This is a genomic window from Saccharothrix isguenensis, from assembly GCF_052936305.1.
Genome location: NZ_CP193626.1, coordinates 6499844 through 6514436 on the forward strand (window position 1 = coordinate 6499844; position 14593 = coordinate 6514436).

Annotated in this window: 11 protein-coding genes; 3 read left to right on the plus strand and 8 right to left on the minus strand. The window is 71.8% G+C overall.

The window, feature by feature from the left end:
• Window positions 1-2: 2 nt before the first annotated feature.
• The 8 genes from mraY to mraZ all read right to left on the minus strand — a co-directional run bounded on the left by mraY (window position 3) and on the right by mraZ (window position 8975).
• On the minus strand, window positions 3-1091 hold the full coding sequence (gene mraY / locus ACRAKI_RS29005; protein ID WP_447003664.1) for a phospho-N-acetylmuramoyl-pentapeptide-transferase: 1089 nt from the start codon (window positions 1089-1091) through the stop codon (window positions 3-5).
• On the minus strand, window positions 1088-2548 hold the full coding sequence (locus tag ACRAKI_RS29010; protein ID WP_447003665.1) for a UDP-N-acetylmuramoyl-tripeptide--D-alanyl-D-alanine ligase: 1461 nt from the start codon (window positions 2546-2548) through the stop codon (window positions 1088-1090). The genes mraY and ACRAKI_RS29010 overlap by 4 nt, the downstream gene beginning before the upstream one ends.
• Window positions 2545-4074 (minus strand): UDP-N-acetylmuramoyl-L-alanyl-D-glutamate--2,6-diaminopimelate ligase, encoded by a 1530-nt coding sequence (locus tag ACRAKI_RS29015; protein WP_447003666.1) that lies wholly within the window; start codon window positions 4072-4074, stop codon window positions 2545-2547. Before ACRAKI_RS29015 ends, ACRAKI_RS29010 begins: the two co-directional genes overlap by 4 nt.
• Before the next feature lie 147 nt (window positions 4075-4221).
• A complete protein-coding gene (locus ACRAKI_RS29020) occupies window positions 4222-4767 on the minus strand; it encodes a hypothetical protein (protein WP_447003667.1) in 546 nt (181 codons plus the stop codon).
• A gap of 81 nt (window positions 4768-4848) precedes the next feature.
• Window positions 4849-6741: a peptidoglycan D,D-transpeptidase FtsI family protein gene (locus tag ACRAKI_RS29025; protein WP_447003668.1), complete on the minus strand. Its 1893-nt coding sequence runs from the start codon at window positions 6739-6741 to the stop codon at window positions 4849-4851.
• On the minus strand, window positions 6741-7430 hold the full coding sequence (locus ACRAKI_RS29030) for a hypothetical protein (RefSeq protein ID WP_447003669.1): 690 nt from the start codon (window positions 7428-7430) through the stop codon (window positions 6741-6743). The genes ACRAKI_RS29025 and ACRAKI_RS29030 overlap by 1 nt, the downstream gene beginning before the upstream one ends.
• The gene (rsmH, locus tag ACRAKI_RS29035; protein ID WP_447003670.1) at window positions 7427-8374 is read right to left on the minus strand and encodes a 16S rRNA (cytosine(1402)-N(4))-methyltransferase RsmH; all 948 of its coding nucleotides are present in this window, start codon (window positions 8372-8374) and stop codon (window positions 7427-7429) included. The genes ACRAKI_RS29030 and rsmH overlap by 4 nt, the downstream gene beginning before the upstream one ends.
• 169 nt (window positions 8375-8543) lie before the next feature.
• Window positions 8544-8975, minus strand: coding sequence for a division/cell wall cluster transcriptional repressor MraZ (gene mraZ, locus ACRAKI_RS29040; protein WP_447003671.1), 432 nt, complete (start codon window positions 8973-8975; stop codon window positions 8544-8546).
• Between the two features lie 456 nt (window positions 8976-9431).
• On the opposite strand from mraZ, the gene ACRAKI_RS29045 reads away from it, so the two are divergent.
• Genes ACRAKI_RS29045 through ACRAKI_RS29055 form a run of 3 tightly spaced genes read left to right on the plus strand, consistent with a single transcriptional unit; the run spans window position 9432 to window position 14343 of the window.
• On the plus strand, window positions 9432-10568 hold the full coding sequence (locus tag ACRAKI_RS29045; RefSeq protein WP_447003672.1) for an AAA family ATPase: 1137 nt from the start codon (window positions 9432-9434) through the stop codon (window positions 10566-10568).
• Between the two features lies 1 nt (window position 10569).
• Entirely contained in the window at window positions 10570-11835 is a 1266-nt protein-coding gene (locus ACRAKI_RS29050) for a DUF58 domain-containing protein (protein WP_447003673.1), read from the plus strand.
• The gene (locus ACRAKI_RS29055; protein ID WP_447003674.1) at window positions 11836-14343 is read left to right on the plus strand and encodes a transglutaminase family protein; all 2508 of its coding nucleotides are present in this window, start codon (window positions 11836-11838) and stop codon (window positions 14341-14343) included.
• The last annotated feature ends 250 nt before the right edge of the window (window positions 14344-14593 follow it).

A 14593-nucleotide genomic window follows, 5' to 3' on the forward strand; every position in this document is an offset into this window, starting at 1 on the left:
GGTCAGCTCTCGACCGCGGTCAGCCACTCGCTGTAGAACAGGCCGAGCCCGAGCATGCAGCACATGCCCGCGAGCAGCCAGAACCGGATGATCACCGTGGTTTCGGCCCACCCGGCGAGTTCGAAGTGGTGGTGGAAGGGCGCCATCCGGAACAGCCGCCGCCGGGACGTGCGGAAGACCGCCACCTGCAGCACCACCGACAGCGCCTCGACCACGAACAGACCGCCGATGACGACCATCAGCAGCTCGGTGCGGGTGGTGATGGCCAGACCGGCGACCAGACCGCCCAGCGCGAGCGAGCCCGTGTCACCCATGAAGATCTTGGCGGGAGCGGCGTTCCACCACAGGAAGCCGATGCAGCCGGCCATCGCGGCGGCGGCCACCACCGCCAGGTCCAGCGGGTCGCGCACGTCGTAGCAGCCGGCCACGAGCAAGTTGGAGCAGTTGTAGCGGAACTGCCAGAAGCTGATCACCACGTAGGTGCCGAGCACCATCGCGGACGTGCCGCCGGCCAGGCCGTCCAGGCCGTCGGTCAGGTTCACCGCGTTCGACCAGGCGCTGATCGCGGCGTAGCAGAACACCACGAAACCCACGACGCCGAACGACACCACGGTGATGTCGCGCACGAACGACAGGTTCACCGACGCGGGGGTCAGCCCGTCCTTGTTCGGGAACTGGATGACCAGCACGGCGAAGATGATCGTGGCGAGGAACTGGCCGACCAGCTTCGCGGTCTTGTTCAGCCCCAGGTTGCGCTGCTTGCGGATCTTGATGAAGTCGTCGAGGAAGCCCACCAGGCCGAGCGACGTGGTCAGCATCAGCACCAGCAGGCCGGACGCGCTGGGCGTCTGGTCCTGCGCGGACGCCGACATGGAGTTCACCAGGTGCGAGCCCAGGTAGCCCGCCCACATGGCGACCAGGATCGCGACGCCACCCATGGTGGGCGTGCCGCGCTTGGTCTTGTGGCTCTGCGGGCCCTCTTCGCGGATCTCCTGGCCGAAGCCCTGCCGGGAGAAGACCTTGATCAGGTACGGCGTCAGCATGATCGACGCGATCAGCGCGATGGCCGCCGCGATGAGGATGCTCTTCACTTGCTGACCGCCTCCAGGAGAGCCTCGGCAACCCGCCACAGGCCGTATGAGTTGGATGCCTTCACCAGGACGACGTCACCGGGCCGCACCTGGTCGCGCAGCAGCTCGACGGCCGCCGTCACGTCGGGCACCAAAATCGCTTCTTCTCCCCATGATCCTTCCAGGTGCGCCCCTTGCTGCATCGCGCGGGCGTCCTGACCGACCACGACCAGCTTGTTGATGTCCAAGCGGACCGCGAGCCGTCCGATCTCGTCGTGCGCGCGGACCGAGTCCGCACCCAGTTCGGCCATCGGGCCCAGCACCGCCCAGCTCCGGCGGGCGGGCGCGGTGGCCCTGGAGATGGTGGCGAGCGACTTCAGCGCCGCTCGCACCGACTCCGGGTTCGCGTTGTACGCGTCGTTGACGATCGTCACACCGTCAGGACGTTCGGAGACCGCCATGCGATGCGCGGAGACCCGTTCGGCTTTGCCGAGGCTCTGCGCGATCTGCTCCGGGGTCGCGCCGAGTTCGAGGGCGATCGCGGCGGCGGTGAGGGCGTTGCCGACCTGGTGCGGTCCGTGGACGGCGAGCCGGACGGCCGCCTCGCCCTTCGGCGTGACCAGCGTGAAGCGGGCGCGGGCCTGCTCGTCCAGCTCGACGTTCGTGGCGCGGACGTGGGCCTGGGGGTTCTCACCCGTCAGCACGACGCGGGCCTTGGTGCGCGGGGCCATGCCCGCGACGAGCGGGTCGTCGGCGTTCAGGACCGCGATGCCGTCCTCGGGCAGCGCCTCGACCAGCTCGCCCTTGGCCTGGGCGATGCCCTGGCGCGAGCCGAACTCGCCGACGTGGGCGCTGCCGACGTTCAGCACGGCGCCGACGCGCGGCGGGGCGATCCGGCACAGCTCGGCGATGTGCCCGACGCCCCGGGCACTGAGCTCCAGCACCAGGAACCGGGTGGTCTCGTCCACGCGCAGGGCCGTCCACGGGTGGCCCAGCTCGTTGTTGAACGAGCCGGGCGGCGCGATGGTCGGGCCGAGCGGGGCGAGGACCTGGGCGATGAGGTCCTTGGTGGACGTCTTGCCGGACGAGCCCGTCACGCCGATCACGGTCAGGTCTTCCAGCCGGTCCGTGACGTGGCGGGCGAGCTTGGCCAGTGCCGCGAGGACCGCCGCGCCCGCGCCGTCCGTGTCGCCGGACAGCACGTACGCGTTGCCCGAGGACTGCTCGACGGCGGGCGCGATGACGGCGGGCGCGTCGACCTCGCGTCCGGCCAGCACGCCGACCGCACCCCGCGCAACGGCCTGGGCGGCGAAGTCGTGGCCGTCGACGCGCTCACCTGGCAGCGCCACGAACAGTCCGCCGGCCGTGATCTCGCGGGTGTCGAACTCGACGGTGCCGGTGACCACCTCGGCGCCGGTGGCGTTGTGCAGCCTGCCGCCGACGGCCTCGGCGATCTCGGCGAGGCTCAGCTTGATCACTTGACGGCTCCCCGGATCGCGTTCGTCAGTGCGTCCACGTCGGAGAACGGGTGCACGACGCCCGCGACCTCCTGGCCGGTCTCATGGCCCTTGCCGGCGATCACGACGACGTCGCCGGTACGCGCGAGGGACACGGCGTGCTCGATGGCCCGGCGGCGGTCGCCGATCTCCACGACCTCGCCGCGTTCACCGTCCGGCACGGCCAGCGCGCCGCCCAGCATCGCCGCCCGGATCCGCGCCGGGTCCTCGCTGCGCGGGTTGTCGTCGGTGACGACCAGGACGTCGCTGCGCCGGGCGGCTTCCTCGCCCATGAGGGGCCGCTTGGCCGTGTCCCGGTCACCGCCGCAGCCCAGGACGGTGATGATCCGCCCGGTGGCGCGGGCGCGGACGGCCTGGAGGGCGAGCGCGACGGCGGCGGGCTTGTGCGAGTAGTCCACGACGGCGGTGAAGTCCTGGCCTTCGTCGATGCGCTGCATCCGGCCGGGGACCTGGACGTTCCTGAGGCCTTCCCGAATGGCTTCCGCCGGGACGCCCTGGGAGTGCAGGCAGGCGATGGCGAGCAGGGCGTTCGCGACGTTGAAGTCGCCGGGGAGGCTGAGCTCGACGTCGATCGTGATGCCGTCCGGGCCGTGCGCGGTGAACGCCTGCTCGCCGGTCGCGGACACGGTGACGTCGGCGGACGTCCAGTCGGCCGCTTCCGCCGTGGCGACCGTGATGGTGTGGTCCTTGACCAGCCGGGGACCCCAGTCGCCGTCCACGCAGACCACTTCGGTGCGGGCCCGGCCGTCGAACAGCTCGGCCTTGGTCCGGAAGTAGTCCTCCATGTCCGGGTGGAAGTCCAGGTGGTCCTGGGAGAGGTTGGTGAACGCGCCGATGGCGAACCCGACGCCGCCGACCCGGCCCAGGCGCAGCGCGTGGCTGGAGACCTCCATGGTGACGTCCGTGGTGCCGCACTCGAGCATCACGGCCAGCAGCGCTTGCAGGTCAGGGGCCTCGGGGGTGGTGAGGGCGCTGTCCAGCCGGGTGCCGGCGACGCGCGTCTCGACCGTGCCGATGAGCCCGGTGGCGCGACCGGCCGCGCGGAGCGCCGACTCGATCATGTAGCCGGTGGTGGTCTTGCCGGACGTCCCGGTCACACCCCACACGTTCAGCTTGGTGGACGGGTGGCCGTAGACGCGGGAGGCGAGGTGTCCGAGGACGGCGCGCGGGTCCGGGTGCACGAGCACGGGCACCCCTTGCACCTTCTCCGCCCCCCGCGCGTCGGTCAGCACCGCCACCGCGCCGTTCTCGACGGCTTGGGCGGCGAAGTCGGCACCGTGCACGCGTGTGCCCGGCAGTGCGGCGAACAGGTCTCCCGGTCGGACGTGCTGAGCGCGCAGCGTCACGCCTCCGACCTGGACATGTGCCCGGTCGGGAGCGGTCAGGTGCGCGTCGACCGTCGTGGCGAGTTCGGACACGGCAACGGGCTGGGTGCGGGAAGGGCGAGGCGGAGCGGTCGCGACCTTGCCCCCTAGCTTGGCAGGCACGCGCGGAAGGCTACCGGCGTACGGAGAGTGGTCGCCCGGCACGTCCACCCCGGACCGGATTTCGGAGCAGGAGCATCGCGAACAGTTCCGACTGGCCCACCGCGCCGACACCCCGTCGAGGTGATCACGAAGAAGGCACCCGAAGCGTCACGGTCGACCTGGCACCAGAACGTCCGCGGCCCACTGCTCCCGATTCGCACCGCCGGCGCGCAGAGTGTCCGAAAGAGGCTCGCCAAGCGCACGTGCGAGCGCTTCGAGTGCGACCCGACGCTCGACCGAAGTCGGATCTTCAACTCTTCCGATGGCCAACAGCCCTTTGAGCAACGCGCAGTCGGTATGCGCCGGCAGGTGCTCACCGGCCGCGGAAATCGCGCCCTGCCGGACATCACCCAGGCAATCCCGAGGAACTCGGTCGACGAAACGTCGGACCTCGTCGACGTACTTCCCGGTCAAGCCCCAGAAGGTGCACAGTGCCTGCAAGGCCAACCTGGACACCATCGGGTTCTCCGGGAAGTCCAGGAAGATGGCGGCCAGTTCCTCGTACTCGGTCGCGGACGATCGGGCGAGGACGTGAAGCAGCTGATATGCACGCTCGTCGTCGCGACGACTCGACAACAGCCGGGCGACATCGGCGATGTCGGACCTCGCGACGCGCCCGTCCTTGCATCGCCGGACCAGGTCATCGACATCCATACTCGGATTCACCCCACCCAACCCCTCGGAACGAAGTTCTCAGACGGGAGAGTGACGCGACGCCACTGCGACGGACGGCGCTCAGTGCACCAGCGGCACGATCGGGCTCTGCTCCGGGGACAACGGCACCTGGTAGCGCTGCGACAGGTACGAGGCGATCTCGCGGAACAGCGGCGCGGCGGACTGGGGGCCCACGGTCGGGTTGTCCAGCATGATGCCGACCACGAACCGCGGGTTGTCGGCGGGCAGGATGCCGGCGAACGTGATCCAGTGCTGCGTGTTGCTGTAGCACCCGCACTTCGCGTCGATCTGCTGCGCCGTCCCCGTCTTCCCGCTGACCTGGTAGCCCGGCAGCGCCGCCGCCGGCCCGGTCCCGGTCTGCCCCGGCGCGTTCTGCACCACCGCCCGGAACATCTCCCGCACCGTCTTCGCCGTCTGCGGCGACACGACCCGCTCGCTCTGCGGCGGCCCGACCTCCTTGCGCCCGCCGTCGACCGACACCTCGGCCCGCACGATCCGCGGCGGGATGCGCACGCCGTCGTTCGCGATCGCCTGGTACATCCCGGTCATCTGGAGCAGGGTCATGTTCAGCCCCTGCCCGATCGGCAGGTTGCCGAACGTGGACCCGGACCACTGGTTGAGCGGCGGCACGAACCCCGACTCCTCGCCGGGCAGCCCGGACTTGGTCCGCTCCCCCAGCCCGAACTTCCGCAGCATCTCGTAGTACCGGTCCGGCCCGATCTTCTGCGCCGCCATCAGCGTGCCGACGTTGGACGACTTCGCGAACACGCCGGTGAACGTCATGTCCAGCCGACCGTGGGTCCACGCGTCCGCGATCACCCGGTCGGCGACCTTGATCCTGCCGTCCACCTGGAGCACGCTGTCCGGTTGGTAGACGCCGTCCTCGACGGCCGTCGCCGCGGTCACGATCTTGTTCACCGAACCGGGCTCGAACACCGACGTGACCGCGATGTTGCGCAACTGGTCCTCGGTGGCCTTGCCGAAGTCGTACGGGTCGAACGTCTTGTCGTTCGCCATCGCGAGGATCTCGCCGGTCCGGCTGTCGAGCACCACCGCGGACCCGTTGCGCGCCCCCGACCTTGCCGTGTACTCCGTCACCATGCGCTGCAACGCGTACTGCGTGTCCACGTCCAGCGTCAGTTCGAGGCTCTTGCCCGGTGTGGCGGCGGCCAGTTCGCGCGACCGCCCCGGCCCCGGGATGACCACGTCGTCGTTGCCCTGCATCGTGTCCACGACCCGCCGCCCGTTGCGCCCGGCGAGGAGGTTGTCCTGTGCGTTCTCCAAGCCCAGCAGGCCCTGCGTGGCGGGCGGGTCCTTGTCCTTGCGCCAGTTCGCGGCGCCGACGATGTTCGACGCCAGCTCGCCGTTCGGGTACACCCGCACGGCCCGGTACTCGGAGCCGATCTCGTTGTACTTCCCCGAGATGACGGCGGCCTTGCCCGGGTCGACGTCGTCGACCAGCTCGATGTAGGTGGTGTCCTTGACGAGCTTGGCGAAGATCGTGTCCCGGTCGGTCTTCTGGCCGTTGACCTCACGGCCCAGCGTCTGCTCGATGAACTCCGCGATGTCCGCGACCCGGTCCTCGAAGCTGCCGATCTGCGGTTTGGCCTCCAGCTCCTCGGCCCACTTCTGGCGCATCAGCTGCGGCACGGCGTAGAGGGCGCGCGCTTCGACGCTGAACGCCAACTGCTTGCCGTTGCGGTCGAGGATCGAACCGCGCGCGGCCGGGATGTCGATGGGCGTGGCACGCTGCCGCTGGGCCTTCGCGGACAGCGCCTCGGCCTGGAAGCCCTGCACGTGCACGAGCTTGACGCCCGCGGCGACCAGCGCGCCCACCAGCAGCAGCCGACCGACCGTGAGGCGGACCCGGCTGTTGCTTCGCCGTCGTTTGGGGGTGGGCCCCCGGACGGACAACGGGCGTCGAGCCGGCCTGCCTCGGCTGGGCCCCGGCATCACTGACCTCCTGGTACCGGCTGTTCCGCGGGTTGCTGCCCGGCCTGCTCCGACCCGGCCTGCTCCGTCCCCGCCGGTGGTTGGGCGGGCGGCGAGGCCGCCTGGTCGGGCGGTGTCTGCGCCGGGTCCTGGTTCGGGGGCTGCTGGTCCGGGGGCGGTGTGTCGGCCGGCGGCGTGGCAGTCGTCGGCGGCGGTGGCGGCTGGACCGCGGACGGCTTGCCGTACACCTCGATCGTCCCGTCCGGCAGCTTCCGCAACCTCGCCGGGTCGCCCGCCGGGAGCATCCCCAGCTTCGCCGCGGCGTCGGCCAGGCTCAGCGGCGACTCGGCCAGCGCGACCTCCTGCCGCAGCTGCTCGACCTGCCGGGCGAGCCTGGTCTCCTCGGCCCGCGCGTCCTGCAACCGGTACGAGTCCGCGGTCGCCTGCGTGGACAGCCACATGATCGCCGCGATGCCCACGCCGAGCACGACCATCACCATCACCACGAACGGCGCCTTGGGCGTCACCACGGGCTGACGGGTCACCGCCGGACCACGGGCCGAACCGCGCTGCGCCCGCCGCGCGTAGGCGCGCTCCACCGCGGCCGACCGACGACGATCCGTCGGCACGACCTTCAGCGCGCGCTCACGGGGCTTCGCGGACCGGGCCGGGGACGGCGCGCCGCGGCCGGTCCGCGCCGGTGCCGTCATGTCGCCTCCCGGATGCGTTCCGCCGCCCTCAGCCGCACCGAGGCGGCCCTGGGGTTCTCCTCGATCTCCTGCTCGTTCGCCTGCTCGGCGCCCCTGGTCACCAGCCGCAGCTGCGGTCCGTGGCCGGGCAGCTCGACCGGCAGGTCCTGCGGCGACGTGGACGTGGCCAGCGCGGTGAACGCCCGCTTGACCATCCGGTCCTCCAGCGACTGGTAGGCCTCCACGACGATCCGGCCGCCCACGGCCAGCACCGACAACGCGGCGGGCAGTGCCAGCCGCAGCGACTCCAGCTCCTGGTTCACCTCGATGCGCAACGCCTGGAACGTCCGCTTCGCCGGGTGCCCGCCCGTCCGCCTGGTCGCCGCCGGCACCACGGCATACAGCAGCTCCACCAGCCGCCCGCTGTTCGTGAACGGCTCGCGCTCGCGTTCACGCACCACCGCCCCGGCGATCTTGCGGGCGAACCGCTCCTCGCCGTAGTCGCGCAGGATCCTGGTCAGCTCCTCGACCGGGTACGTGTTCAGCACGTCGGCCGCCGTCATCCCGGTGCCCGCGCTCATCCGCATGTCCAGCGGGGAGTCCTTGGAGTACGCGAACCCGCGCTCCTCGGCGTCCAACTGGAGCGAGGACACACCCAGGTCCATCAGGATGCCGTCGACCTTCGTGCCGCCGACCGCCTGCGCGATCCCGTCGTAGGTGGTCTGCACGAAGTCCACGCGATCGGCGAACGGGGCCAACCGCCGCCGGGACAGCTCGATGGCCTGCGGATCGCGGTCCAGCCCGATCAGGCGCACCCTCGGGTGCGCTCGGAGCACCGCCTCCGAATGCCCGCCCAGACCGAGCGTGCAGTCCACGAACACGGCGTCCCGATCGGCCAACGCGGGGGCCAGCAGATCGAGGACGCGGTCGAGCAGCACCGGCACGTGCCGCGCTGGCTCCACCATGTCCCCTCCCTGGATGGTCCCCCCTCACAAGACATAGAAGTTCGGGTGTCGTCAGGTCCCCGCCCGCCCGTCGGACCTGGCGCCGGGGAAGGTGCGCCAGGGCCGAAAGCCGAGCGGACCGAGGCCTCACGGCACCCGAAACCTCGAAACAACGGCCGTTCAAGCCGGTCTAGAAGACGCCGGGCAGCACCTCCTCGCGAGCCGTCGCGTAGCTGTCCTCGTGCTCGTCGAGGTAGCGCTGCCACGCCTGCGCGTCCCAGATCTCCAGCCGGTTGATCGCGCCGATGACCACGCACTCCTTGGTCAGCCCCGCGTAGCGGCGCAGCTCCGGTGCGATGGACACCCGGCCCTGGCCGTCCGGCCGCTGCTCGTCGGTCCCGGCGAACAGGTAGCGCTGGTAGGCCCGAACCGCCTCGTTCGTGAACGGAGCGTCCGCGACCTTGCGCGCCATCTGCTCGAACTCGGCCCGTGGGAACACGTAGAGGCAGTGGTCCTGGCCCTTGGTGACCATGAGACCCCCCGCTAGCGCGTCCCGGAACTTCGCAGGCAGCGTCAGTCGGCCCTTGTCGTCCAGCCTCGGGTTGTGAGTGCCCAGGAACACGGCAACCACCTCCCGACGCCGGAACGGACTTCCGACCGGCAGTGGAGCCCCCGTCTGCCCCACCGGCCGCCACAGTACCCCACTTTTCACCACAGTCAACGCTGAAACGGGTGGTTGCACGCTGCGCATTTCGACGTTTACGCAGGTAGAGCGAATATGACTCGCGTGGAGCGTGGTGGGGGACGCCGGCCGTGACCACCGCCGCGGGTGAGCAGATCACGCCTGAACTCCACTCGGATGGCGCAGCGAAATCGGGCAAAACCGGTTCAGCCGACGCCCCGGTGGGGAATGGTGGAGAGGTGGGGTGAACCGGCCGGCCCGCGGGCCGCAGAACCCGTGCGCGGAACCTGTCCCATGCGGGTGGGGCTCTTTGCCCTGGTTTGACACACTGCGTGAAACGCTCACCGCCACCGCGAACCGGTCGCGGTAGGGCCGCGCCCTGCTCCAGGAGGTCGAGTGACTCCGAGTACCCAGCCAGCCGCGCTGCCAGAACACTCCTACGGGGGCAACAGCGCGTCCGCGGCCGATCACGCGAACAACAACAACCAGCACGCGAGCGCTGTCACCAACAGCACCGTGCCGGTCCGGTCGGAGGAAGCGCTCGCCGAGCTGCACGCCGTGGTCGGCCGGATCGCCGCGAACGTCGAGAGGGTCATCGTCGGCAAGCCGGACGTGGTCCGGGTCGCGCTCGTCACGCTGCTCGCCGAGGGGCACCTGCTGGTCGAGGACGTGCCGGGCGTCGGCAAGACGTCGCTGGCCAAGGCGTTGGCCCGGTCGATCGACTGCACGGTGAGCCGCATCCAGTTCACCCCCGACCTGCTGCCCAGCGACATCACCGGTGTGTCGATCTACAACCGGCAGGACAACGACTTCGAGTTCCGCCCCGGCCCGGTGTTCGCGAACATCGTGGTGGGCGACGAGATCAACCGCGCCTCGCCGAAGACCCAGTCGGCGCTGCTGGAGTGCATGGAAGAGCACCAGGTCACCGTCGACGGGCAGACCTACCCGCTCGGCGCGCCGTTCATGGTGATCGCCACCCAGAACCCGATCGAGATGGAGGGCACCTACGCCCTGCCCGAGGCCCAGCGCGACCGGTTCACCTCGCGGATCTCCATCGGCTACCCGGACCCGGCGGCCGAGCTGGCCATGGTGGACGAGCACGCGGGCCACGACCCGATGGCCGAGCTGCGGCCGGTGTCGGACGCGGAGATGGTGCTGAGGCTCGTGCACGTGGTGCGGCGGGTGCACCTGTCGCCGGAGGTCCGCCGGTACGCGGTGGAACTCGTCGGCTCCACCCGGCGGCTGCCGGAGCTGCGGCTGGGCGCGTCGCCGCGGGCCACGCTGCACCTGGTGCGGGCGGCCAGGGCGCAGGCCGCGCTGGCGGGCCGGGACTTCGTGGTGCCGGACGACATCCACGCGGTGGCCGTGCCGGTGCTCGCGCACCGACTGGTCCTGACGGCAGAGGCGCAGGCCGCCCGCCGGTCGGCCGCCGACCTGGTGCGGAACCTGCTCCAGCGGGTGCCCGTGCCGCACGCGGCGCTCGACCCGACCGGGCAGTTCCTGCACGGCGTCAACCCGAACAACCACCGCTGACATGCGCGGAGCCCTGTCCGGGCTGACCACCCGGGGCCGGTGCCTGTTGGCCGCGGGGTTCGCGGCCGGTTTGTGCGCGGTCGTGCTCAACGAGCGCGACCTCCTGCGCGTGTCGATGTTCGTGGTCGCTCTGCCGCTGTTGGCGGCGTGGTTGGCGCAACGGGCCCGCGTCGGCCTGCACGCGAACCGGATGATGCACCCCGACCGGGTCCAGGTGGGTTCGGCCACCGACGTGCGCGTGGAGCTGCGCAGCGCCGGGCGGCTGCCGACCGGCGGGCTGCTGCTGGAGGACGCGGTGCCGTACGCGCTGGGCGCGCGCCCGCGCTTCGTGGTGGAACGGCTGCCGCGCAACGTGGTCACGGTGCTGCGCTACCCGCTGAAGCCGGTGATGCGCGGCGTGCAGCAGGTCGGCCCGCTGCTGGCCCGGATCACCGATCCGTTCGGCCTGGCCGAGTACGACCGCGAGATGGCGGGCCGCAGCCGACTGGTCGTGGTGCCGCGGGTGGTGCAGCTGATCGGGTTGCCGAGCGGTTCGGGCATGGGTTCCGGCGACGACGGCTCGATCCGGCTGCGCGCCGGGCAGGGCGAGGACGACGCGGTGGTGCGCCCGTACCGGCACGGTGACGACCTGCGGAAGGTGCACTGGCGCTCGACCGCGCGGCGGGACGAGCTGATGGTGCGCGTGGAGGAACGGCCGTGGCGCGGCGGGACGACCGTGCTGCTGGACCACCGGCTGACCGCGCACCGGGGCAGCGGTCCCGGCGCGAGCCTGGAGTGGGCGGTGTCGCTCGCCGCGTCGATCTGCGTGCACCTGCACCGGTACGGCCACCGGGTGCGGCTCGTCGGCGACGACGGCCGGGTGCTGGCGGGCGGGCAGGGCGACAGCGGGTACAGCGACTCCGTGGTGCTGGACGCGCTGGCCGCGTTGGCGCCGTCGCACCGCCGTGAGCCGACCGCCGGTGTCGACCCCGGCGCGGGCCAGGAGGTCATCGCCGTCCTCGGCGGCAGCACGCCCGCTGTGGTGGACGCGCTGATACGCAACCGTCCGCGCGGCACGCGGAGCCTCGCGGTGGTGATGGACGTCCGGGCCTGGGCGTCCGCGTCGGAGGACCCGGCGCCCGACCCGGTGGAAGCCCAGCGGTTGCTGAGCGGCGCGGGGTGGGGCGTGGTCGTGGCGCGGCCGTCGACGCCGATGGACCAGGTCTGGCAGGAGCTGTGCCACAGCGCGGGCAACCGCGGCCCCGTGGTGCGCACGGAGGTGGGCTAGGTGACCGGCAGGACGGCGGCTCCGAGGAACGGCAACCTGGTGGTGAGCGCGACACCCGCGGTGGCCGGTCTCGCCACGCTGTGCGCGGCGACAGCGCTGTCGGGGGTGATCGCCGGCGGGCTGTGGCTGGTGTACCTGGCCGTGGCGATCACCGTGATCGGCGGCGCGGGTGTGCTGCTGCGGTCGGCCCGGCTGCCCGCTCTCGTCGTGGGGCTGGGCCAGGCGCTGGCGCTGACGTCCGTGCTGGTGACGATCTTCACCCGCAGCGGTGTGCTGGTGGTGCTGCCGGGGCCGCAGTCGCTGAAGGACCTGGCGGCGACGCTCGGCGAGGCGATGGTCGAGGTGCAGACCGGGGTGCCGCCGGTGCCGGACAGCGAGGCCATGCGCTGCCTGGTGATGGTGGCGATCGGGCTGGTCGCGATCCTGGTGGACACCCTGGCGGTCGGCGCGAAGGCGCCCGCCGCGTCGGGGCTGGTGCTGCTGTGCGTGTTCGCCGTGCCCGCGTCGCTGGCCGACGAGCTGCTGCCGGCGTGGACGTTCGTGTTCGGCGCGTGCGCCTTCGCGCTGCTGCTGGCCGTGGACGGGCAGCACAGGCACGCGGAGTGGCGCGGGAAGTTGCCCCGCGGCGGGCAGAGCGGATCGGCGCCGGCGGCGACCGCGGTGGCGGGGCTGGCCGTGGTGGTCGCGCTGGTCGCCGGGTCGAGCATGGCGTTCGTCGGCACGGTCGGGCGGCTGCCCGGCAACGGCGAGCAGATCGGCGGCGGCTCCGGCGGCCTCGGCATCGACCCGATGACCGAGCTGCGCGGGATGCTCAACCAGGGCGCGCCGCGGGAGCTGTTCCGGGTGCGGGACCTGCCGACGTCGGCGTACCTGCGGGCGATGACGCTGCGCGAGTACGTGCCGGACAAGGGCTGGCAGCTCGGCGGGAACCTGCCGGAGGGCGTGCCCGCGAACGGCGCGCTGCCCGTGCAGTCGGGCGACCGGGGTGACGGCAAGGTCGTCAACGTCAAGATCGAGCCGGTGAGCTGGGTGGACAACTGGCTGCCGGTCTACGGCCGGCCGCGCGCCATCCAGAACGTCGAGGACAACTGGCGGTACGACGAGGTGCGCGGCATGGTCTACAGCGTCCGCGCCCGCGAGGCCGGCGAGTACACGCTGGAGACGGTGCTGGAGACCCCGTCGGCGGACACGCTGCGGCGGACGAGCGGCCCGTTGGACGTCGAGCCGGAGTACCTGGAGGCGCCCGGCGTCGAGAGCCGGGTGGCGGACCTGGCGCGGCAGATCGTGTCGGGGTACGACAACCAGTTCGACCAGGCGACCGCGCTGTACCGGCACTTCACCGATGGCACGCAGGGCTACACCTACACGACGCAGACGTCGGACACGAACACCTCCGCGGACGCGTTGGCGGACTTCGTGCTCGCGGGCAAGAAGGGGTTCTGCGAGCAGTACGCGTCCGCGATGGCGATCATGGCCCGGTCGGTCGGCATGGCCTCGCGGGTGGCGCTGGGCTTCACCGGCGGGTTCCCCACCGGCGACTACCAGACGATCACCTCGCAGGACGCGCACGCGTGGGTGGAGATCTACTTCCCCGGCTACGGCTGGATGGTCTTCGACCCGACGCCGCTGTCCGACGGTCGCGGCGTGACACCGCCGTACATCTCGGGTCTGAACCCGGACGACGAGGAAGACGGTTCCACCGCCGGCGCGACGACGACCACGACCACGACGGCGGCGCCGGGCACCAGCAACTCCGCTTCGGCCGTGCCGGGCGGGCAGAACGAGGACGGGACGGGCCAGGCCGACGAGCCGACCCCGACGTGGCACCTGGCGACGCTCCTGGTGGCATTCCTGGTGGCGCTGGTGGTGACCGCGCCGGTGCTGTTCGGCGGGTCGCGGAACCGGGACGGGTCCGGGCCGAGAGGGTCGTCGTGGACGGACCGGCAGGGGTTGCCGGGGCAGGCGGTGTGGCAGAGGCAGCCGCCGTGGGTGCGGCGCGCGGCGTCGGCGACGGCCGTGGCGGCTTGGGTGGTGGTGTCGGCGCTCGTGGTGGCGCTGGTGTCGTGGCCGTTGGCGGTGTTGCTGGTGCTGCTCTCGGCGGCAGCCGCGCCGGCGGTCGTGCGGACCTGGCGGCGGCGGGAGCGGCTGCGGGCGGTGGCCGGGCTGGGGCCGGACGCCGCGGGTGCGGCGTGGCAGGAACTGGTCGCGGAGTCCGTGGACCGGGGTACGCGGGTGCCGACGACCGAGACCGTGCGGGTGGCGGCGCGGCGTTTGGTGCGGGTGCACAACCTGGACGAGCAGGGCCGGAACGGGCTGCGGGCGGTCGTCGGCGCGGTGGAGCGGTCCTGGTACAGCGCGCAGGCGGCGGCGGACCCGGCGTTGCCGGGTGCGGTGGACAGCGTGCGGCAGAGCCTGAACCGGAACGCGCCGCTGGCGTTGAAGGCGAAGTTCCTGCCCCGGTCGGTGCTCCAGCCGAAGGCCCCGGTCGAAGCCGACGCGGAGGACTGAGCGATTCCCGGTGGTGCGGGCCTGGCAGTGTGGGCCTGGCAGTGCGGGCCTGGCAGTGCGACCCGCACCACCAAGGCCGCGCCAGTGGGCCGGTCGGGACGCGAGGGATCGAACCGGCCCCCAGGACTCGGCCGGCAGGGCTCGACCCGCACGACTCGGCCGGCTCTCAGCGCTCGGCTCGCAAGACCCGGCCCGTAGGAACCCGGTCCAGCAGGGCTGGGCCGTCCGGCAGAGGCGAGCCGGCTTTCAG